The sequence below is a fragment of the Nocardia sp. NPDC059228 genome (assembly GCF_042754245.1).
In the GTDB taxonomy this organism is placed as follows: Bacteria; Actinomycetota; Actinomycetes; order Mycobacteriales; family Mycobacteriaceae; genus Nocardia.
This window is the reverse complement of record NZ_JBHZAL010000051.1, coordinates 1-20700: the sequence shown is the minus strand read 5'-3', so window position 1 is coordinate 20700 and position 20700 is coordinate 1. Positions and strand designations below refer to the sequence as shown.

At 65.9% G+C, this 20700-nt stretch carries 23 protein-coding genes and 1 pseudogene; 12 read left to right on the top strand and 12 right to left on the bottom strand.

Annotated features, from left to right (window positions below):
• Positions 1–99 precede the first annotated feature (99 nt).
• Complete coding sequence (locus ACFXKA_RS39385; RefSeq protein WP_379431332.1) at positions 100–1389, bottom strand: MBL fold metallo-hydrolase; 1290 nt, start codon at positions 1387–1389, stop codon at positions 100–102.
• A gap of 272 nt (positions 1390–1661) precedes the next feature.
• On the opposite strand from ACFXKA_RS39385, the gene ACFXKA_RS39380 reads away from it, so the two are divergent.
• Both ACFXKA_RS39380 and ACFXKA_RS39375 read left to right on the top strand, forming a co-directional pair.
• Complete coding sequence (locus ACFXKA_RS39380; protein ID WP_379431331.1) at positions 1662–2741, top strand: flavin-dependent monooxygenase; 1080 nt, start codon at positions 1662–1664, stop codon at positions 2739–2741.
• Positions 2738–3571 carry an IclR family transcriptional regulator gene (locus ACFXKA_RS39375; protein WP_379431330.1) on the top strand — a complete coding sequence of 278 codons (834 nt, stop codon included), beginning with the start codon at positions 2738–2740 and terminating at the stop codon, positions 3569–3571. Before ACFXKA_RS39380 ends, ACFXKA_RS39375 begins: the two co-directional genes overlap by 4 nt.
• A 7-nt stretch (positions 3572–3578) precedes the next feature.
• On the opposite strand, the gene ACFXKA_RS39370 is transcribed toward ACFXKA_RS39375, so the two are convergent.
• Positions 3579–4361 (bottom strand): hypothetical protein, encoded by a 783-nt coding sequence (locus ACFXKA_RS39370; protein WP_379431329.1) that lies wholly within the window; start codon positions 4359–4361, stop codon positions 3579–3581.
• Positions 4358–5098 (bottom strand): hypothetical protein, encoded by a 741-nt coding sequence (locus ACFXKA_RS39365; RefSeq protein WP_379431328.1) that lies wholly within the window; start codon positions 5096–5098, stop codon positions 4358–4360. Before ACFXKA_RS39365 ends, ACFXKA_RS39370 begins: the two co-directional genes overlap by 4 nt.
• A 253-nt stretch (positions 5099–5351) precedes the next feature.
• On the opposite strand from ACFXKA_RS39365, the gene ACFXKA_RS39360 reads away from it, so the two are divergent.
• Positions 5352–6968, top strand: coding sequence for an MFS transporter (locus ACFXKA_RS39360; RefSeq protein WP_379431327.1), 1617 nt, complete (start codon positions 5352–5354; stop codon positions 6966–6968).
• On the opposite strand, the gene ACFXKA_RS39355 is transcribed toward ACFXKA_RS39360, so the two are convergent.
• The 4 genes from ACFXKA_RS39355 to ACFXKA_RS39340 all read right to left on the bottom strand — a co-directional run bounded on the left by ACFXKA_RS39355 (position 6965) and on the right by ACFXKA_RS39340 (position 8888).
• On the bottom strand, positions 6965–7507 hold the full coding sequence (locus tag ACFXKA_RS39355) for an IS5 family transposase (protein ID WP_379431326.1): 543 nt from the start codon (positions 7505–7507) through the stop codon (positions 6965–6967). The two genes, ACFXKA_RS39360 and ACFXKA_RS39355, sit on opposite strands and share 4 nt — an antisense overlap.
• Before the next feature lie 69 nt (positions 7508–7576).
• Positions 7577–7762, bottom strand: a complete 186-nt coding sequence (locus ACFXKA_RS39350; protein ID WP_379431325.1) for a hypothetical protein — start codon at positions 7760–7762, stop codon at positions 7577–7579.
• A gap of 304 nt (positions 7763–8066) precedes the next feature.
• On the bottom strand, positions 8067–8498 hold the full coding sequence (locus tag ACFXKA_RS39345) for a hypothetical protein (protein WP_379431324.1): 432 nt from the start codon (positions 8496–8498) through the stop codon (positions 8067–8069).
• A gap of 129 nt (positions 8499–8627) precedes the next feature.
• Positions 8628–8888 (bottom strand): hypothetical protein, encoded by a 261-nt coding sequence (locus ACFXKA_RS39340; protein ID WP_379431323.1) that lies wholly within the window; start codon positions 8886–8888, stop codon positions 8628–8630.
• Between the two features lie 327 nt (positions 8889–9215).
• Between ACFXKA_RS39340 and ACFXKA_RS39335 the strand changes: the two genes are divergently transcribed.
• The 4 genes and pseudogenes from ACFXKA_RS39335 to ACFXKA_RS39320 all read left to right on the top strand — a co-directional run.
• Positions 9216–9344 carry a hypothetical protein gene (locus ACFXKA_RS39335; RefSeq protein ID WP_379431322.1) on the top strand — a complete coding sequence of 43 codons (129 nt, stop codon included), beginning with the start codon at positions 9216–9218 and terminating at the stop codon, positions 9342–9344.
• Between the two features lie 73 nt (positions 9345–9417).
• On the top strand, positions 9418–10074 hold the full coding sequence (locus tag ACFXKA_RS39330) for a TetR/AcrR family transcriptional regulator (protein ID WP_379431321.1): 657 nt from the start codon (positions 9418–9420) through the stop codon (positions 10072–10074).
• A gap of 39 nt (positions 10075–10113) precedes the next feature.
• Complete coding sequence (locus ACFXKA_RS39325) at positions 10114–11004, top strand: alpha/beta fold hydrolase (RefSeq protein ID WP_379431320.1); 891 nt, start codon at positions 10114–10116, stop codon at positions 11002–11004.
• Positions 11005–11270: 266 nt separating this feature from the next.
• Positions 11271–11605: pseudogene (locus ACFXKA_RS39320) on the top strand (class I SAM-dependent methyltransferase); the annotation flags it as partial.
• 394 nt (positions 11606–11999) lie between these two features.
• On the opposite strand, the gene ACFXKA_RS39315 reads toward ACFXKA_RS39320, so the two are convergent.
• The 4 genes from ACFXKA_RS39315 to ACFXKA_RS39300 form a co-directional block, all read right to left on the bottom strand.
• Positions 12000–13322 (bottom strand): lipase family protein, encoded by a 1323-nt coding sequence (locus ACFXKA_RS39315; protein ID WP_379431319.1) that lies wholly within the window; start codon positions 13320–13322, stop codon positions 12000–12002.
• 872 nt (positions 13323–14194) lie between these two features.
• Entirely contained in the window at positions 14195–14581 is a 387-nt protein-coding gene (locus ACFXKA_RS39310; protein ID WP_379431318.1) for a hypothetical protein, read from the bottom strand.
• Between the two features lie 214 nt (positions 14582–14795).
• Positions 14796–15479 carry an alpha/beta fold hydrolase gene (locus ACFXKA_RS39305; RefSeq protein WP_379431317.1) on the bottom strand — a complete coding sequence of 228 codons (684 nt, stop codon included), beginning with the start codon at positions 15477–15479 and terminating at the stop codon, positions 14796–14798.
• 122 nt (positions 15480–15601) lie between these two features.
• Positions 15602–16531, bottom strand: a complete 930-nt coding sequence (locus tag ACFXKA_RS39300) for a helix-turn-helix domain-containing protein (protein WP_379431316.1) — start codon at positions 16529–16531, stop codon at positions 15602–15604.
• 1447 nt (positions 16532–17978) lie between these two features.
• Between ACFXKA_RS39300 and ACFXKA_RS39295 the strand changes: the two genes are divergently transcribed.
• A complete protein-coding gene (locus ACFXKA_RS39295) occupies positions 17979–18209 on the top strand; it encodes a hypothetical protein (protein ID WP_379431315.1) in 231 nt (76 codons plus the stop codon).
• Positions 18210–18635: 426 nt separating this feature from the next.
• Complete coding sequence (locus ACFXKA_RS39290; RefSeq protein ID WP_379431314.1) at positions 18636–18932, top strand: hypothetical protein; 297 nt, start codon at positions 18636–18638, stop codon at positions 18930–18932.
• A 120-nt stretch (positions 18933–19052) separates the two neighbouring features.
• Here the strand turns inward: ACFXKA_RS39290 and ACFXKA_RS39285 are convergent, their stop codons facing one another.
• Positions 19053–19277: a hypothetical protein gene (locus ACFXKA_RS39285; protein ID WP_379431313.1), complete on the bottom strand. Its 225-nt coding sequence runs from the start codon at positions 19275–19277 to the stop codon at positions 19053–19055.
• A gap of 423 nt (positions 19278–19700) precedes the next feature.
• Between ACFXKA_RS39285 and ACFXKA_RS39280 the strand changes: the two genes are divergently transcribed.
• The 3 genes from ACFXKA_RS39280 to ACFXKA_RS39270 form a co-directional block, all read left to right on the top strand.
• Positions 19701–20006 (top strand): hypothetical protein, encoded by a 306-nt coding sequence (locus ACFXKA_RS39280; RefSeq protein ID WP_379431312.1) that lies wholly within the window; start codon positions 19701–19703, stop codon positions 20004–20006.
• Between the two features lie 60 nt (positions 20007–20066).
• On the top strand, positions 20067–20348 hold the full coding sequence (locus tag ACFXKA_RS39275) for a transposase (RefSeq protein ID WP_379431311.1): 282 nt from the start codon (positions 20067–20069) through the stop codon (positions 20346–20348).
• A 29-nt stretch (positions 20349–20377) separates the two neighbouring features.
• Positions 20378–20700: IS3 family transposase (locus ACFXKA_RS39270; RefSeq protein ID WP_379431348.1), on the top strand; the 323-nt coding region annotated here is incomplete at its 3' end.

Below are 20700 nucleotides of genomic sequence, written 5' to 3'. Positions count from 1 at the left end.
GTATCCCAACCATACCCAACACAATTCTCCCCCCCCCCCCGCCCGGCCCCCCCCCCCGGCGGGGGGGGGGGCCCCCACGGGCGCGCTCTCGGCGCCGGGCTAGTGCCGGCGTGCCTCGACCCGCAGGTGCACCTCGCTGAAGATCACCTTGGCCATCAACGCCGGCTCGATTTCGGCACGGCGAGCGAAGATCTCGACGTAGGCGGATTGAATGGCGGGGTCATCGGGATCGGCGTGGAACGCCGTCTCGGCCAGATGGCAGGCCAACCGGATGTTGGACGCGGAGAGCTCGCGGGCTCGTGCAGCAAGCCGGTCCGCGCCACCCGCCAGCGCGGCGTATTCGAAGGCCTGGTCGCGCTCGGGCGCGGGCAGCAGGTTGGCCAAATGGCCGTCCCACCAGCCACTGTAGCGACGAATCACGTTGCGGCAGATGAATTCCGGCTTGTCGTAGATGGCCGGGAGTCGAGGGTGGGAGGCCAGGTGGTCGGGGATCCGCAGCGTCTCGACGATCTCGTCGTGCAGGGCGCCCGCGTTCAGTCCGGCCAGCGTGTGGTCGACGATGTGGCGCAGATACGCTGTGATCGAGTGCAATTCGTCCTGGATGGCAGCGGCGCCGATAACCAGGGTGCCGTGACCGGGAATGATCACCTCGGGCTGCAAAGCCGCCATTTCGGCGGCGGCATCGGCCCATTCCTCGGCATAACGCTGCACCTTGCGGGGATTGCCCGCGTTGGGCAGATAGCCGGTGACGAGATCACCAGCGGCGATGACGCCGCGCTCAGGCGCCCACACCCACGAGCAGTCGTCGGTTTCCCCCTTACCGTGCCGGATCACGAATCGTTCCCCGCCCAGGGCGAGTTCCAGTGTGTCGCGGTAGGTCTCGGTCGGCCAGAGGAAATCGGTGCGTTCGGCGGGCCAGGACTTGTCCTCGGTGCCGGACTGTTGTTTGTTGATGACCGCGTTCAGGCCCGGCGTCTTCATATAGCGGTCGAAGTGCCCGATCAGGTTCTCGTGCGCGACGATCCGCGGTGTCTCACCGGCCTCGAGGAATGCCCAGTGGCCGAATGCGTGATCGACGTGCCCGTGGGTGTAGACGATGGTGTGCAGCGGCTTGTCGGAGATCGACCGCACTGCCCGAAGCAGTTCCGGCCCGTCGCCCGCGAGCCCGGTATCGACCATGAGAAGACCCTCGTCGGTCTCGAACACCGCGATATTGGCCACCCCGGGCCGAATGTAGTAGGTGCGTGGCGCGGCCTGGATGATCTCCGCTTCGCCGGCGGGACCGTGGCCGCGGGAGAACAGGTGGGTCATCTGTTCCACCGCGAATCCGATGAATGCCGACTCACCGGTAGCTGTCGTGTGCTCTGGAACCGGCTGTGCCTGGGTCATGCGATGAACTCCTCTCTGGGGGATGCGGCATCACCGCCGCGGGACACAGCCGAACGTAGGGGCGGGAAACCGATGGAAGACAGGCGATTTCGTTGAGCGGAACGACACCGGTGGCGCACCCATCCCACGCGTGGGGCGCCGCCACCGAGTCCCGATCTCGGACGCGCTCGGCGGCGGGTGCGGTCACTGACAGACGCGAGGCGGTATCGGCCACCATCGCGGCGCTCACACCGATGGTGCGCGAGCACGCCAACCACGCCGAACACGATCGCGTGGCGCATCCGGCGGTGATCGCGGCGATGGTCGAGACCGGGCTGTTCACACTGCTGTACTCGTCCGCCGAGCACGGGTCCGCGGACCCGGTCGGGTTCTTCGACGCGGTGCGCACCCTGGCGGCGGCCTGCCCGTCGACGGGCTGGGTGGCCGCGATGCTGGGTGCGGCATCCTGCCATGTCGCCTTGCTGGAACCGCATGCGCGACAGGAGGTGTGGGGATCGGCGCCGAATACACTGGTGACCGCTTCGCACGCGCCCGCCGGGCGGCTGACCTCAACGGTGGGCGGGTACCTACTGGAAGGTCAGTGGCCCAACGTGCCCGCGATCGAGCATTGCGCGTGGGCCGCGCTGACGGCGTTGACAACCGGGCCCGACGGAGCTCCGGTTGGCCTTGCGACCGCTGTCGTGCCGCGTGCGGAGCTCGCCCTCGGCGACCACTGGAACACCATCGGCCTGCGCGGTACCGGCAGCAGGTGGGTAACGGCACATCGGGTGTTCGTCCCGGCGCATCTGGTCCACACCTCGTCGCAACCTGCCGGTGCTGACATGGTCGGCTCGGAGCCTCCCCCAGGCCAGTACCCACTTGCGATCATCTACAGCCTGGCCGCGTGCATGCCGGTGATCGGTGCGGTTCAGGGTGCGTTCGAGCAGTACTTGGACCGCATCGCTCAACGCGCGGCATTCAGTCTGGCGGGTGCGCGCTCGGTCACCGATCCCGCGGTGCAGGTGACAGTGGCGCACGGATTGGCCGAAATCGACGCGTCGATCTTGCAATTGGAACGGGACGCGTGTGAAGCGGCTGTCGCGGTCGCCGCCGGCAACGTGCTCACAACGGAACTGAGGCTGCGCACGCGGCGTGACCAGGCACGGGCCATCGAGCGCGCACTGGCCGCGCTCGAATCCCTGCGGCGGGTAGCGGGGGCGGAAGCCATTCGCGAGGGCGCGAGCATCGAGCGCGTCTGGCGGGATGTCAGCACCGCGGCGGCCCACCTGGTCAATCAGCCCGAACCGGCCCTGAGGCTCTACGGCCGATGGGCATTCGGACTCGCCGTCGGCGACGACATGGTGATCGTATGAACCCGAGAACCGAAGGCCCGCCGCAGTCGATGCTCGAACGCATGACCCTCATCCTCGACCTGTTCGACGATCGGTCGATGCGCATGCGGCTCGACGAAGTCGTCGCGCACACCGGACTGCCGCGGTCGAGCTGCTACCGCATCCTCGAGCAGCTGGCCGTGCTGGGCTGGCTGCGCCAGCGTCCCGGCGGGTACGGTCTGGGGCCACGCGCCCTGCGGCTGGGCGGCGGCCACGACTCCAATGCCGATCTGCGCGTCGCGGCTCTTCCGGCGCTCGAGGAACTGCACGCATCCACCGGAGCGACAGCGTATCTCGGCGTTCTCGACTTCGATGAGGTCGTGTTCCTCGACCGGATCACCCGCCTCCCGGCGGCCTCGGTCGTGGGTGTGGGGCACCGCGTGCCCGCCCATGCGACCGCCCTGGGAAAAGCACTGCTCGCGGGTATCGACCCGGAGGAAGCCGAGACAACGCTGGCCGGGCGGCTGCGGCCGTGCACGCCCGCCACCATCACAAGTCTGCCGGTGCTGTACGCGGAGCTGCGCCGAATCCGCGCCCGCCGCGGGCTGGCGTTCGACAGCGGTGAGCATCTGCCCGGAATCTACGGCGTCGCAATGGTCATCCGCGGCGCCGACGGCATCTGCGGCGCGCTCGGGGTGAGCACGCCCGGCACTGCCACCACCGTCGAACGGCTCGCCCCGCTAGTCGTCGAAGCGGCCCGGCGGGTGTCGTCGCGGCTGGACCCGGACGGCACCGAGGCGTCGTCATCGGCGCCCGCCGACGCGCTGGTCGTGCGGGTGCTGGCGCTGCTCGATGACGACGTCCTGCTGTGAGAACCGGTCAGCGGTGAGAGGACCCGCCCGAGGATCCGCTGCGCAGCCCACTGGAGGATCCGCTGGGGAGCCGGAGGATCGCATCGGGGACCCCGGTGCCGTCCGGGTCGACCAATCCGTTGTGCGCGTAGGGACTTTCGCCGGGCGCAGATTGCAGGGTGATCAGGTACTTGCGCACCCCGTCGATGAGCCCCGCGACACCGCCCACCAAAGTTCCCGCCAGCCCGCCCGCTGCGGAGAAGACCAACACCGCGGCCGGTACTGTCGCCACGCAGGCCGGGCCCACCACCGCGCAAGTGCTCAGCCCCAGCACACCGCCGATCACCGCGCCCACCGCCATCCCGATGGCGGTGCCGATGAGCGGCCCCCGGCTGAGGTTATTGGCCAGATCGGTGAGCGCGAGCTGATTCTCGATCGGTGACCCGATCGGCTGTAGCGCTGCGGCCGGAACACCACTGGCGTCGGGAGTCAATGTGAGCGTTCGGTTTTCGCTGTCGATGTGCTGGGTCACGGGCACGCGCTCCTCGCCGAGAAACACCGTCAGCGGGATCGCGTCGATCGCCAGTCCCGCGTTGTCGCGCACCTCGATCGACTCCCCGTCGGCGGCCACGGCAAAGGCGCCGCCGTCCAGGAAGGCCCGGACAGAATCGCCGGCGGCGCTGACCGTGTAGTGGACCGGCGGACCGGCGTCGGCGCGCCCGGGCCCTGCCGCGACCACGCCACCGGCACCCATCAGGGCGGCGAGGCCCGCCACGCTGAGCGAAGCGATTCCGTTGTGCCGGGCGGTCATCGGGTCTCCTCGGGTGCGCTCGGGGCGGGTTGGGAGCGGTTGGGAAGGTACGGCGCGTACTTGCTCTCGCCCGGATTGGCCCGCAGCACCGTGAAGTAATCGAACAATGCCGCTGCCGTGGTGGGGCCGCCACCGACCGCCAGCCCGACCAATCCGCCGACGCCACCGACGAGGGTGACGACCGGCAGCACGACCAGCGCGCACCCGAGAGTCAAGACCAGGCAAGACGCCCCCGCGACCGCGAATCCGACGCCCACCCCGATCACCGCGCCGATCGCGGTGCCGATCAAGCTGCCGATCGAGGTGCCGATGCTCACCGAATTGATGAGGTCGTTCATCGCGAGCTGATTCTCGAGCGGGGCCGCGACGGGCCGAATGTCCTGATGACGCAGCGCATCCCAGTCCGGCGTGGAGACCAGCGACCGGCCGTCGGCGGAGATCCGCTGATCGATCCCGATCTGCCGCCCGTCCCACCGCAACGCCGATGGCAGCGCGTCCAGGATCTGCCCGGCAACGTCTCGGATGAGCACCGAGGTCCCCTCAGGCGACAGCGCAAAGGTCCCGCCATCGAGGGTGGTGGTGACCGAATCTCCGGTCGGCTGCGCCGAATACGATACCGCCGGTGTCGGAGCGGCGGCCGGGGGCGTCGCCGAGGCACTGACGGAGGTCGCCAGGCCGCCGATGACGGCGGCGGAGGTGAAGGCGGCGAGAGCGGACGTCGTCCTGCGTGAATTCATGGTGTTCCTCTGAAGCCAAATCATTCATTCAGCCAATGGAATGTGAGAGCGGTCACTGCGACCGAACGCAAGTTAGCGGGCTGGGGGCAGGAGTCCCACCTCGATGTCGGTGAGTGGCATCCGAGCGAGCCGCAGTCCGAGCCGGAAGCCAGTGACGCCACCCGACCGTTCCACTCACCGAAACCAGAGCTGAAGCGGCGGAATTCGCATGCACCCTGGCGGAGGCTCCAACGCCCCTGACGAAGAAGGTGCAATGTCAACAACTTCCACCGTCGGCGCCGCCGACGTACCCGGCTCCGACACCGGCCGGCTCGACGAGTCGTCACGGCTGCGGATCGCCGCGGTGCTGGCGATCATCGTCCTCTACACCGAGGTCGCGCCCATCCAGTTCACCATGGTGTCGGCCGCCCTGCAGAAGATCGCACCGTCGTTTCCGCAGGCGGGGCCCAACATCACCTGGTCGCTGATCGTGTTCGGCTTGATCGGGGCTTCGGCGTCGCCCGTCATCGGCAAACTCAGCGACATCTGGGGCAAGAAGCGGATCTTCCTCATCGCCGGTGTGGTGTTCGCCGCCGGCTGTCTACTGTCCGCGACCACCGACAGCTGGGCAGTATTCCTGGCCGGCCGGTGCCTGCAGGCCACGGCCGCCGGAATGGCGATCGTCGCCTACGGATTGATCCGGGATCTCTTGCCGCACAAGTACGTTCCGATCGGGCTCGGTATCTCGGCCACCGGTCTGGGATTCTCCGCCGCCGTGGCGCCGGTCCTGGCCGGGTACTTGGTAGATCAGCACAGCTGGCGGGCGATGTTCTGGGTGCTGTTCGCATTCGTGGCCGTCATGACGCCACTGGTGGCGTTCGTGGTCCCCGAGTCGAAGCTACGGGCGCGCGGCGGCGTCGATCTCACCGGAGCGGCGCTGCTGTCCGGCGGCACAGCCTCGGCGCTGCTGTATGTGTCCAAGGGCAACGAGTGGGGCTGGAGCGAGCCCACCACCCTCGCGTGGCTGATCGGGGGCCTTGCGGCACTGGCGCTCTTCGTGGCCGTGGAATTGCGCACGCGCACACCGCTGATGGACATGCGCTTGTTGTTCTCGCCGCGGGTCAGCCTGGTGTTGCTCACGGCGGTGTTCGCCGCCTGCCTGGTCGGCGTGCACAGTTACGCGGTCGCCTACATGGTGCAGACTCCTCCGCAATCCGAGCTCGAGACGACGATCGTGTCGCGCACCCTGGACCGAGTCGCCCAATCGACTGGACGGCTCCTCCCACCTGAACTGGTACATGTAGTCCTCACCCCGGGCTACCACTATGGCGACGGCCTTTCACTCATGCAGTTCGCGCTACGAATCGGGTTGGGTCAAGGGCTGGTGGCGATGCTGTTCGGAATCGTCGCCGGACTCCTGGCCCGACGGGTAGGCGCTCGCCTGCCGCTCCTGGCGGCACTGACGCTCTTCGCCCTCACCACGGTCGCGTTGGCCGTATTGCCGCACACCTGGCCGGTTTTCGCTCTCTCCAGCTTGGGATTCGGTGCCGCTCTGGGTCTCTACTACGCCTGCATGCCTATCCTCATGGTGGAGGCGGTACCCCCGGAACAGCAGGGCATCAGCGGCGGCATGCTCGGCGCAACCCAGAGCCTGAGCACTGCGATCGGAACTGCAGTCATCACAGCCTCCGTCAGCGCCAACCCCATCTCCGCCAGCGTCAGCATCGCCGGACGGCCACCGCAGGATAGCACAGTTCCGAATGTCTTCGCCGACAGAGGATACGAACTCGGCTTCTGGTTCGGCGCCGCAGCGGCCGTCTGCGCCCTCGTGATCGCACTGGTCATGAAACACGGCCGCACCCCGGCCACCGGCGGCACATTCACCCACTAGGTTGCGTCTCCCAATGATTTGAGCCACTCGACGACCAGGGCCAGGACGAATCCGGCACGGTAGGTGGTCGCGAGCTTGTCGTAGCGCGTGGCGACCGCCCGCCAGTGCTCGGCCTTGTTGAAGGCCCCTTCGATGACATTGCGCCGCTTGTAGAGCTGCGCGTCGAAGCCCGGCGCCCGGCCACCCGCGCGGCCTTTGCGCTTACGGTTGGCGACCTGATCGGAGCGTTCGGGAATCACGGCCTGGATTCGTTTGCTGCGCAACAGGGTCCGGTTCGACGCGGCGGAGTAGGCGCGGTCGGCGATCACCACATCCGGGTTGCGTCGCGGCGGCCCACCCTCCAGGCGCGGCACCGCCACCTCCTGCAACAACGGTGCCAACAATGGTGAATCGTTGGTTTGACCGGGCGTGATCAGCACCGCCAAACCTCGACCGGCGCCGTCGGTGGCCAGGTGGATCTTGGTCGTCAGCCGGCCGCGGGAACGACCGATCGCGTGGTCGGCGGGTTCATAGCCCCGACACCGAGTCGGTGCCCGCACCGGCGGCGTGCTGGTGGGCCCGCACGATCGTCGAGTCGACCGACACGACCCAGTCCAGGTCACTGGTGGTTAACAGCCCGAACCGGCGGCCGATTGGACTCCGGGCGGAGCGATCCCACGCACCCGCAACCCCGCGTCGGCGACATACGGAACGTGGGCGGAGGCGCATGCCGTGATCTCCGGTGCGCGCCCCGCCCCGGCCGTCGGCAGGCCGTCCTGCGACAGGCGGGATTCGGCGACGTCGAGTCGCCGCATGGTGATCCGGTCAGTCGTGCGCAGCCCAACGCCCGGCGCGGCCGGGCATTCACCAACTCCAACCACTCGCCGAGCTGTGTTGAAATCGCTTGGGCCGGTGAATGTTCGGCCCCGCAGGAATGAGCGTTCGGCCCTGGCGACGGTACTGATCGCGCCTCAGTTGGGGCGACGCCGGACCGTCCGGCATCCTTCGAAACCGCGCTCATCGACGACGACATCATCGAAATGCGTTCGGTGCTCCCTCAGCGACGGGCCTGGTCGTGGGCTGATCTGAACCGATGCCGCTCGACTGTGCCCGTTCGGTTCAGAGACCCAGCTGGCTCAGCAGCGGTCCGATGATCGGCAGGGAATCGGCGCTGCCCGTGCCGCCACCGGTGGCCGGATTGCAGTTCTGCCCAGCGGGCGCCTGGTCGACCACAGTGATTTCCTGAGGACCGATGATGCCCCCGCCGCCGGCCTGAATGCCTCGCCACCACAGGGTGTGGGTGCCGCTGGTGGTGGGGGTCCAGGAAGCCGTGGCATCCTGGCCGTGCTGGATGGGCTGCTCGCTGCCGATCATGGCTGCGGTGTTCAAGTTCTTGCCGTCAAGGAAGTAATAGGACGAGATACCGGTCTGAATCCTCGATGCCGGTACGGTGAGTGTGTACGTCTGGTTGACGCAGCGGACCGTACCCGAAACCTGGATCCAGTCGTCGGCGGCGGCCGTCGAGGCCATCGACACCGTGGTCGCGGCCAAGACCGCTATGCCGGCGGCGCACGAGCCCAGACGCGTCAGGCTTTGATACTTCAAATCGCACTCCTTGCTCTGGATGTTCTCACCAAATGTGTTGTTGCGCTGAGAAGGTCGGCTCGTCGTTCGGCAGAGTCACGGCATCAGATTGCAGGATTGACCCGACATGAGGCCCAGGGGGCACAGCAGAAGCACTCGCAGTATCGCGAGTTCCGATGAACTGACCGACCCGGTTGCCGCTGAACCGGAATCGTCGCCGGTGGCGATGACGGCCGCGCTGGACTGCGCAGGGTCGACAGCGACAGCTGCGGCCTGCGCGGCGCCGACGGCGAGCACGCCAGCGATAAGACAGCTGACCAGTAGTTGTGGGAGTTGACTTCGCAGAACCGATTTCATCGTCGTCTCCTTCGGATTGCGCTGCGTAGAACTCTAGGAGGAGTCCCTCTCGCAGGACTGCCGCGAATTCTGGGGGCCCGCAATCACGTAACGAGCTCGATCGACCGTCGGATAACCAACCCCGTCGGGCCGGCTCGCCTGCGCGGCCGAAGCCAGATCCGCCGGCGTCGGGTCGATTCGGCTCATTGGAAGCCAGGACCTAATGCGGCGTAAGGCTGCTCGAGAGACCGCCGATCACCGGAACCGAACTCGCGCTGCCGGTTCCGCCGCCGGACGGGGGGTTCAGCTCAACGTCGAGCTAAGGCAATCCCAGGAACGCCGGCCGCGGTGAGTGCGTCGTGCGGCGTACTCACCGCCGAGGACGAACGGGGCCTGAGCCGACTGCTCTGGCCTCATGTACTGCCCTACGGCGAGGTCAAGATGAACATGAGCTCCCGGCTCGCGCTCAGCGGATAGGTAACCACGCGTCCTTTTTGACATGACCATCGACCGATGGATCTCGAGTCTGCGCTCTGTTACGGTACGGAACGTGTCGTTTCGTAATGAGCGTTCTGTGGACCCGGCCACTGGGGTGCGTACCGGACGTCCCCGGGATCGACTGCGCGAGGTCGAGATTCTCGCGTGCGTGTTGGAACTGCTTGGCGAGGTCGGTTATGACGCGTTGACGTTCGAGGCGGTCGCGCGTCATGCCCGGGCGTCGAAGGCGACGCTGTACAGGCGCTGGGAGACCAAGCGTGACATGGTGGTCGCCGCGGTCAAGGCCGGCCCCGCGTCCGGCAACTCCGCCGACGCGGTGGATACCGGCTCCCTGCGGGGAGACTTGATGGCTTTGTGCGAACGGCTCGACACCACTATGCGCTCGGCCGACGCGACAATGAGCTTGATGCTGCTCCAAGCGGGCCTGGAAGACCCCGACTTGTGCCGCCATATCGAAGAAGTGACCGGGCCGACCGGGGCCAAGCTGCCGGCATCGGTGATGTCTGCGGCCATCGGCCGCGGAGAGCTACCAGCGGGCGCACAACCGTTCCCCTACGAGGAAATCGCCGGGTCAGTGCTGCTTCTGCGCAGGCTCAACGGGCTTCCGGCAGGACCTGAATACCTGGCGCACCTGGTCGACACCATCCTGATTCCCGCTCTGCGAGCAAGCGTAAGACCCGAACCGCCGCTGCCGGCCATCTTCTCCTGACGACCACTTCTCAACCCAACCAACGAAAGGTGCGCGCCCATGACGGGTACAACGATCGACGGCTTCGAATACCGACAGCTCCCCGGGGAAGGCGGCGTCCATCTGAATGTCGCCCTCGGCGGTGACGGCCACCCTATCGTCTTGTTGCACGGCTTCCCGCAAACTCACCTCATGTGGCGGCACGTCGCCCGTGAACTCGCCGAGCGGTACACGGTTATCGTGCCCGACCTGCGTGGCTATGGCGCGAGCGACAAACCCGAGGAAACGAGTCCGGACACCTACTCGAAGCGGACCATGGCGCACGACATCGTCACCATCGCACGCGAAATCGGATACGAACAGTTCAGCCTGATCGGCCATGACCGCGGCGCTCTGGTCGGGGTCCGGGCCGCGCTCGACCACCCGGAGAAGATCACCCACCTGGGGATCCTGGATGTCCTGCCGACCATGGATACCTGGGACGTGCTGCACGGCGTCGATGCAGCGGTCGCCTGGCACCTGTACCTGATGGCGCAACCAAAAGGCTTGCCCGAGCGGATGATCGGAGCTGTCGCCGAAGACTTCTTCAGCTCGTTCCTCGACGCCTGGGACCCCAGCGGAACCACATTCCCACCACACGTACGCCAGCACTACATCGACAGTTCCACGCGCGCTGTACCGTCCATCGTCGCCGACTACCGGGCCACCGCCGGTATCGACCTCGAGATGGACCGAGCCGACCGAAAAGCAGGCACCCAGTTGGCCATGCCCGTGGCCGTGATCTCCCAGGACTGGGGGGCTCGCCTCGGATTCGACGCATCTGCCCTGTGGCAGCAATGGGCCCCGGCCGCCATCTACAGGCCGATCGATGCCGGACACTTCATGGCAGAAGAAAAGCCCGTGGATGTCACCGCCTTCATCCAGGAATTGGTACAACGCACGCCCGCATGAGTTGACGGGCCTCACCATCCACATGATGCTGCCCTGACCGCTGGGCTTGGGGTGATCTCGGCCCGTTGACCTTCTCGCGTGCGTCAGTTGTCGGTGGCCACACATACTCTGCCGCCCACGGGCGATGCGAGGTCGGTGAAGGAACTAATCGGGTTCGTCGGCACCTCGGCTCGGTTTCGGGTCGAGGAGCTTCGGCAAATGAAAGCCACGTTCGGGCCAGATACCTCTCACAACCCGACACATCGACCTGAAGCTTGAAAAGCGTTATGCCACTTACCGAATACACACCGCGCCAGGACAAGGATGGGCAAAGCACGACTGCGAACAGGTACGACCGAGACAGTTGGAACTTGGCATCCAGCGTCGGCTCTACCGCCGAAGGCCGAGGCGGCCCGAGCGATCGCGACCCGCGCCGATGATGCGCTCATCGACGAGCCGTTCGCCGAACCACTCGTCCGGGCGGTCGGCATCGACCTCCTCACCCGGCTGGCGACCGGTGAAGCGGCCCCCGACGAGATGGTGGAGCAGATGTGGATCGAGGCCAAGGTGCGTACCCGGTTCTACGACGAGCTTTTTCCGCGACGCGACGAACGCGGGCATCAAGGCCAACAGAATGGCGACCGAGGCAATGCAAGTACAGATGCAAGAACATCTGATTGGCAATCCCCTCGAAGTGTGGAGGCTCCTTTATGCGGCCTGGTCTCGTGACAGGGCCGCTCCGGAGGCCGCTCGGACGGCGGCCATGTGGGTTTCGTAGTTGATCGGTGACATTCCACCGCACAGGCTGTGGCGGCGGGTCCGGGTTGTAGAAGCTGGTGATCCAGGTGACGATCCGCAACGAGGCCTCGGCGCGGGTGCGGAAATCTAACTAGCCGAGTTGAGGGCACTCCGTGATCGAAGGGGGTGTCTGGTCGCGCGATCGGCGAGCCCGGCGTATGGCGCCAGGCAACCGGTCAGCCGCGCAGCACAAAGTAGATCGGCAGGAGCGTCGCGCGCTACGCGCCGCCGAGCGCCATCGACGGCACCTTGCGTATCGAGCAGTCGTCCGGCGCGGGCTGCCCCGCCAGACGGTCATCGATCCACCGCAGGGCCGCAGCAGTCGCAGCGACTTCGAGACTGGCGTGCTCGCTCATCTGGTCCCGCGTATAGGTGATCGGCGCCCCTGATGCGCACCAATTCGCCACCGCCTGGTCGACCCATGCGATGTGGACGATCTCGTCGTTCACGGCGTGATAGAGGAATGTCGGTACGGTCGGCGCCGTGATGCCGTAGTCCGTCTCGTCGAAGAACGCCTGTACCTGCTCGAACACTTGCGAGAAGGGGATCGTCAGGTAGTCGTCCATGTGCAGGAACGGGTACTTCTCCACGAGCGGCACCGAGCATTCGTTGTCACCCGCGGCCATCAACGCTTTCCCGGCGGGCGTCAGATACGTGTCGAAAGCTGCCGCCAGACGTGGATCGGCGCGCATCATTCCCGGCAGGAGCGACAGCAGGAAACCGGAGAACGGACCGCCGTCGAGCGACTGCAGATAAGGGCCGACAGGCTCTGACGGCCCACCCGCCCCACCGCCCCGGGCAACACCGACCAGTCGTACTTCGGGAGCGTAGGTCGGCTGCAGTTGCGAGATCCAACCGCTGGCCAACGACCCGCCGGAATAGCCCGCCGCAGCAACCGGAGGATCGGTCCCGGACAGGCCGAGCGGGCTGAATGCCTCGGCCGCGCGCACGCCGTCGAGCGCAGTGTAACCCGGCTGCTTCGGGACGATCATCGCCCCGTTCGCCCCCTCCCAGTCGGGTACGGAAATCGCGTGACCGGACGACAACATCTGGTCGATCTGCAAGAAATCCAAGGAGGCGTCGTACTTGTGGTCCAGCGGGACCGCTCCCTGCCGGAGCGCGTACGAGGGAGCGCACTGCGGGGCTGAGGCATCCTCGGCAGCCTGATAGGTGATCAAGCCCTTGACCTGCCCCGTTCGCGGGCGCAGCACCGTCGTCACGGTCGTCATGGGCCGGCCCGCGTTATCTGTCGTTCGATACAGCAACTGCCAGGCATCGGCGTCCTCCGCCTCCGGCCGCATCGAGGCCACCTCGACCGGCCGCGAATTCAGGATGGTGCCGGGCGCCGTCGATTCCCAGCCCGACGGCGGGGTATAGAACGGGTCGTTCTGCGGAATCGGGATCGGATCCGCATTGCCAACCGCTGCCGGGGTGCCGGTGAGGCACAGTGCGGCCGTTGCCGCGATCAGAACCGAGCGCAGTTGCCGGCGGCCGACCGCTGAACCCCCTGCGCCACAAGAAGATGCGACTTTACTCATCATTTGCACTCCCTCCGCCAGGGAGGCTACACACCTGTAGAGGACGCATACCGCAATCCGACGAAAAAGATGACTGGCAGCCGCAACCACTCCCCGGCGCCAGATCAGCCGGTCACCGCACCGAAAATGTCTCCCCCGCAAGGGAAGCCGGTCCGCATCCTCCGTCGACCCGGTCGAGTTCGGCGGCCAGCCGGGGATCCTCAGCGATATCGTGCGGCTCTTCACCCCACCGCGTCAGCCCCGGCAGGAGCGCGCGCAGCCGTCGAGAAGTTGCCCGGCAGCAGTGGACAGCGAGACGCAGTCCGACGCCGAGGCAGCCTCCAGCGCCAGGCCGATTCTTCGATCCAAATTTCCGAAGAATTTGCCGTAGATCGCGCCTCGGTCAGGTCCACAGCTGTGGCCTTGGCATCACCTTCGCTGCAGCTACGTCCGACCAGACGTCGCCGCCATCCCGCCAAGCCTACTGAGCCGTTTGCAACTCAGCCGTCACGCCGGACGGAGTCCGTGAGCCGGGTCGTTTCGCGCGGGTCTTCAAGCATGAGGACTCGACCACCGCGTTCGACGCCGCGATCGAGTCGCACCAAAAGACAGTCGCGGATGGGATCGCACTGCTACAGCGGTTCGACCGTCTTGATACTGCCGCCCGCCGGTCGGCCGGTGGCTGCGCAGGGTGTGGTGCAGAGTGCGGCCGACCATTGCAGCAGTCCCCATCAACACTTTTCGGCATAATGCCGGCACAGCGAACCGCCGAGCCGCTTCGATGAAGCCATGACAGGACATGGAGCAGTTCTCATCTGAACATGGCGTGCCTCCGCTGACACGTCAGATAAGCGCGGCACGATGGGCAGCACTAGCCGACCGGCCTGGCACTTCCTTCAGCGGACGACGATATCCATCGACCCGCCATCGGAGCAGTACTGGCGCACACAGGACCTCGCGGAGAGGGTGTGGGTCCCGCGCATGCGCGGGGTCCATTCGAGTTCGAGTTCAACCGGCAGCCCGCCAGTAGAGTCCTGCCCGACCGCGACTGGCTGATCGGATCCCGGCTGGCGTACATAGAGAGTCGCGTACGTCCCGTGGATGGTGACCCGATAGGTCGTTCCCACCCGAAAGTCGTTGCCGTACACCCTCAGCGTGTCGTCCCTGTAGTCCGCCGAGGCGCTCGGCACCGCCACCGTGACCGCCGCGACGACCGCGGTCGCCGCGACCACCGACCCCGCCACAAACCTTCTCCCCACCGGCCCCATCCCTTCGTACGACATCCGATCATCCTGCGCCATGGGATACCGAAATACGCACGCCCCCTTCAAATGTGCCGACCTCGTGGATACCTCGACGAGGCTCGAGGGTGCGCTGGCCGGTTCGGTCAGCGCGGTATGCGGCATTTCAGTGCATTGCTCGACAGACGAGTTGACCTGTTGGGTCAAGGAGTGGCCTGCCCTGGCTCGGAGGGCAGGCCACTCGTTGGTGTACGGGTTAGACCGCGTCGGCGGCGGTGCGGATGAGGTTGGCGACGACTTCGGGCCGGGAGACGTAGATGGCGTGGCTGCCGGGGGTGTCGGCGACGGTGGATCCCATCCGTTCGGCCATCGTCAGCTGCGCGGCGGGCGGGATCATCTTGTCTTCGGTGACGTGCAGGTACCAGCTGGGCTTGTTGCGCCAGGCGGGTTCGGTGATGGTTCCGCCCAGCGCCTCCACGCCCCAGGGGACTTGGGAGTCGGCCAGGAACGCGGCGTCCTGGTCGGGCAGGTCACCGGCGAAGGAGGCATGGAACTTGGCGCGGTCCAGGAACAGGTAGCCCTCGACCGGCGGCAGGATCGGCGGCTGCGGGCCGTCCTGCGGGAAGGTAGCGATGAGGCTGTTCACCGATTCGTCCTTGTCGGGAGCGAAGGCAGTGATGTAGACCAGGGCACCGACTTTCTCATGGGTACCGGCCTCGGTGATCACCGCGCCGCCGTAGGAATGCCCGACCAGGACCGCGTCGCCCTCGACACCGTCGAGGATCTGGCGGGTGGTCGCGGCGTCATCGGCCAGCGATTTGGTCGCGTTCTGGACCACACGCACGGTGAAGCCGTCGCGGGTGAGTTCGTCGTAGACGTTGCGCCATCCGGCCCCGTCGACGAATCCGCCGTGGACCAAGACGATTGTCGGTTTGCTCATGGCAACCTCCCTCATTGGCAGGGTGGCGGGATTCGCTCACCCTGGAACTGCCGGTCACATCGTCTGCGACCGTGAATTGTGTTGGCGCGGACGAGCGTGCACACGCTGCGGACGAGCGCGCATCACCGCTTCGTCGGCGACGCGGGCGTGCCGGGGTCGGTTGCGGGTTCGGGGTAGCCGCGCCGCATCTCGCCGGGGCTGATTCCATAGGCCGCGCGGAAGGCCCGGTGAAACCCGCTGATATCGCCGAATCCGCCGCGGTGCGCCAGCGTCGCGATGCTCACCTGCGCCAACCGGCGATCGAGCAGTTCCGCACGCATTCGCTCGAGGCGGCGGCGCCGGATGTAGAGCGCGACCGACTCGTTCTCCGCTTGGAACAGCTTGTGCAGGTAGCGGGTCGAAATATTCACTGCCGCAGCTATTTCGGCAGGTGTGAGTGCCGGATCCCGCAGGCGGGTTTCGATATAGGCTTTGATGCGCGTGATCAGGCTGCGCTGTGCGGCATCGGCATGCCGGGGCTGGCCGGGTTCGACGAGCAGGCAGATCGCCAGATCGGTGGTGCGGGCCAGGATCTCCTCGGACTGCGAGTCCGCCACGTCCTCGCCGTGCCGGATCAGGTCGAGCACGAATCTGCCGACGACTCCGGACAGTCCGTGCTGTCCCGACAACACGCGCCCGCTGACGGTGCGGCGCTCGCTGTCGCTGAGCAGTACTGCTTCCGAGGGCACCGACAGCACCGAGACCGACCACGGCTGGGTGAATGTCCAGGTGAACGGCCGCGAGTTCTCGTAGACGACGAAATCACCCGGTGTGAGCTCGTCGATCCGCCCGTCCTGTTCTAGTGACGCCGCACCGTCGGTGAGGACCGCGATCTGGAAGAACGCCACGTCCGACTGCTGGATGCAGCGCGGAGTCCGCCGATGAATGTGCGGGCTCGCGGTCAGCTCCGCGAACAGCAACCTCCCGCGCACCGTCCCTTCCAGCCGTGCCTGCGGCTCAGGGGAGCGATCCCAGCCCTCCAGGTTCACCGGCGCGAAGGTGTCTCCCAGCACGTGATGCCAATAGTCTTCCCGCTCAGCGGATTTGACTTCATCAGTGGCTGCAACGATATCGGGCACAGCTCCCGATTTTCCTCGCCGCCAGACCACCGGCACGCTGGTTTGAAATGACGAATCCATGACGCCTCGACCAGCGTCCGCCATAGACCATGCGGCAGACCTCACACACTGCATTCGGCATGAGCGCGCGCTGCTGGCGGTCGTATGGCGCTCTGCCCGTTGATCTTCCGATGCTCCGCGCTGGCCGGTTCGGTCAGCGCGGTATGCGGCAGAATAGTGCGTTCACAGGCGCTGGTGTCGCCCTGGTGTGCTGGTGTCGGCAGTCACACCATGAGCTACCTGATCCCCGAGTTGGGACTGGATCGGGCCGACATGTGACAAATGCCAAACGCATGAACGGTCATCGGCTACTTACCGCGCACTGCTGGCGGGCCTACGGCGCTGTGCCCGTACATCTTCTGATGCCCCGCACTCGCCTGTTCGGCCTGCGCGGGACGCCGGAAGCGGACGTTCGTCGGCGAGCCGGTGATCAGCTTCACGCAACGTCATAGCCGAAGATACGGGATGGCTCCGTATGAGCCGACGCGGTAGTGTTTCGCGCTACCGTGTGCGACCGGTGGGCCGTCTCCGTCGTGCGGATGATGTGGGACTCCGCTTGCGGGGCGGCACAAGCAACAGAGCTGAAATGACCAATCCGGTGACACCGACCATGGTCCATATGACGGCCCTGTCGTGCTCGCCTCCGTGCTGCTGCTGACGGATTTCATCGTAAGTGAGTCTTTTGTAGCCTGAGCCTTCCACCAGGACCTGGCAGGAACTGTTCTCCGTCATGGGCGCACCGTTGCAGGTTGGGGCAGGCAGTCCATGCAGCAGAGTCGGGACATTGACCAAAAGCACGATTACCGCGGCAAGGCCGAGGATCAACGCCCAGGCGTGGACGTGTATCAGGCCCAGCATCTTTCGGCCGGGCACGACTACCAGCACAGCAACCTACCTTCCTGTCCATTTATGGCTCGAGAGGACTCTGCCACCTCGCCGAATCCGCACCGCCAGTAGGTCCGTGACAGATGCGATTCCAGGCCGATCGCCCTATCGGCAGAGTCCTCCCACACAGAAGCCTATGCCGCCCTCCGACATCGCCGACCATCGTGAAATCGGCGATAGCGGACGTTCTGCACCGCACCAGGTTCCGACCGCCGGGATCGGCGGCCGCGATGTCCGAGTCGCCCACCAAGATGAACGGTGCGCTCAGGCCGCCGCCCTGGGCGGGAAACACCGCTGCGCTGCCGAGCGAATGGGCCGGGGGACAGTTGCTTTCGGGGCCATGTAATTGGGGGCAGGGTGGCGGGATCCATCCGGTCAATTTGTGAAACGTGTGCATTTATATTATTTCTGCGGTGGGTGCCCCGCCCGGCCGCGAGCTCACGAAAGGTGTTCTGCCATGCGTACTCTCATCGCTGTGGCCGCTGTGGCTGGTGCATTGTCCGCCGGGATCGGACCGGCTTCCGCCGCGCCGTTGCCGCTGATCGACGTGTCGGGAACCCCGGCGGCGACCGACACGGTGGGGTCGGGCAGCAGCCTGACGGGCAGCGCGTCGCAAAGCGCTCAATGGTTGGAGAGGCTTTTGTGCCTCAACCCCAACTGCTCGAGCTTCGATGGGCACATCGGTTAAATGCGTGCCGTCGCCGGATGGCGATTGCCGAGGACCCGAAGGTAGTGCATCGCCGGTTGGGGTTGCTCACACACGTCGCGATCGGGCCCGAAGGATGATTTGAAGACATCTCCACGCGAGGACGCATCGATCCGTCCTGAACTCGGCAGTAGCGGACATTCCGCACCGCACCAGATTCCGGCCGCCGGCGCCCCCCGCTGGCCGGTTCGGTCAGCGCGGTATGCGGCAGTAGAGAACGTTCTGCACCGCACCAGATTCCGGCCGCTGGCGGTCGTACGACGCTCTGCCCGTATATCTTCCGATGCCCCGCGCTGACCGAACCGGCCAGCGCGAGGCGTCGACTGCCGGAACATGCTGCGGTGCAGAGCATCCGCTATTGCCTGCGGCCCGCGGTAAACCCGGCGGTGAGCGTAGATACTGACCGGCGTGGAAGATGTCGAAATCGTCGTCACCCATCACGAACGCGCGACCGTGCGGGTCGGTGAGGTGTTTCTGAAGATCGACGGTGATCAGGCGCGCATCGATGCCGAGGTCGAGGCGATGGTGTCGGCACCGATCCCGACAGCAAAGATCCTGTGGCGCAAGCCGTCCGTGCTTGCCCTCGCCACTCTATCTGGAACCGCGCTCGGCCCGGCCGAACGCACCATCATCGAGTTGGTGTGCTGCATTGGGGGCACAGGTGAGCTCGTGTATCCACGGTCGCCGTCGGGCATGGTGAAGTAACAAGATGGAGAAACCCGTGGACCTCGATTCATCCGTGTACATACGGTCTTGGCGTGTACGCGGAGCGGGGGGTGCACCGTTCAGGTGTCTCTGCAGTCGGTCAACCCGCTGCCTGGAAACTCACAGACTGTCGGATTTTCCACGACGTGGGTCGAATTCTGTTCCAGAAATATCGTCGTAGAATTTATCTCCTGCAATAATATCCGGATCAGTTATGGTCGAACGCAGCCTTTGCCGTGCCTCTTTGAATTTCTCTTTGTATTTGTCAAGCTCCTCTGGAGTAAGTGGCTCAACTCCAGCCTCCTGTGGAGTGGAGAATATCCTACCGGCGATCTCTTTACTCATTGTTCCTCACTTGAACATCTTCCATGTCTCCAACCCATTCGATATCTGCGACTTAGAATTTACTGCCTGCTACGAAGAGGACTTCAGCTTCACGGTCGCGGCTCTGCCGTGAGCGGCAGGCCTGTGGAACGCACTATTCTGCCGCATAGCGCGCTGCGCGGTTCGGACAGCGCCGCACGGCGAAAGATCAACCGACCGTTCGGTTCTGAGCACATACGCAGGCCACCCGGTCGGCCGGGCGACGTGTTACGCCGAGTCCGCGCCGACGCGGTCCCGTAGATGCTCAGGGGACATGAACTGCCATCCCACCGACATCCCGTGCCTAACCGGCACTCACCGCACCTAACCGGCTAACAACACTCTGACGTCAGCAGATGGCACGACTGCATAATGCTCCACCCATCACCTGACGAATGGACACCCGTGAACACACCCACCCGCGTCGAGCCGTTCCCCACCCCACAGCCCAGTTACCTGTCGGCCGCAGACGCGCCGAAGAAGCAGAAGAAATGGGTGTGGCTGGTCGGCGCCCCCGTACTGGCTCTCGCCCTGGCGGCACCCGCATGGAACGGCGCTGCGGCCGCGGCCGAAGTCGCTCAGCCGGATATCGCGGCGCCCGTATCGACACTCGTGGTCGAATTCTCCCCGGCCAAGCAGGACATCACCTCCAGCCAGCGCAACGCCATCCGGTCTGCCCAGCAGTACCTCTGGCCTGTTCCCAGTAAATGAGACCGCTCGGTATTAGAGTCCTGTTGGCCCTGGTCGGGGCTGGAAGGGACGATAGGGATCATGGCTGGACGTAAGCGGCATTCCGCGGAGGGGATCGTGCGGAAGCTGCGCCGTGCCGACGAGTTGGCGGCGGCGGGTATGTCCGGGGAGGAGATCGCCGCGGAGCTGGGGATCTCGGCTGCGACGATGTACAACTGGCGCCGCCAGTACGGCGGTGTGGACACCGACGCAGCGAAAGAACTCAAGGAGCTGCGCGAGCAGAACGCCCGGCTCGAGCGGCTTTTGGCCGATGCCGAGTTGGAGAAGGACGCGCTGCGGGAGATCGCGAAGGGAAAATTCTGAGCCCGGCGGCCAAGCGCCGTGCCGTGGACATGCTCAAAGACGTCAAGAGCTTGTCGGAACGGTTGGCGTGCAAGGTTGTTGGGCTCCACCGGTCCACGTATCGGCGGCTGCCGGTCGCGGCGACCCCGGCCGATCCGGACGCCGGTGTGCGGGCCTGGCTGCGTTCCTACGCCACGAAACACCAAGGGCACGGGTTCCGGCGAGCCTGGGCGGCGCTGCGGTTCGACGAGGGCTCACCAGTGAACAAGAAGAAGGTGCACCGGCTCTGGCGGGAGGAAGGCTTGCAGGTACGGGCGCACTCGCCGCGTAAGCGTGCCGGGTGCTCGTCGGTGCCGCCGGTCGATGCGGACGC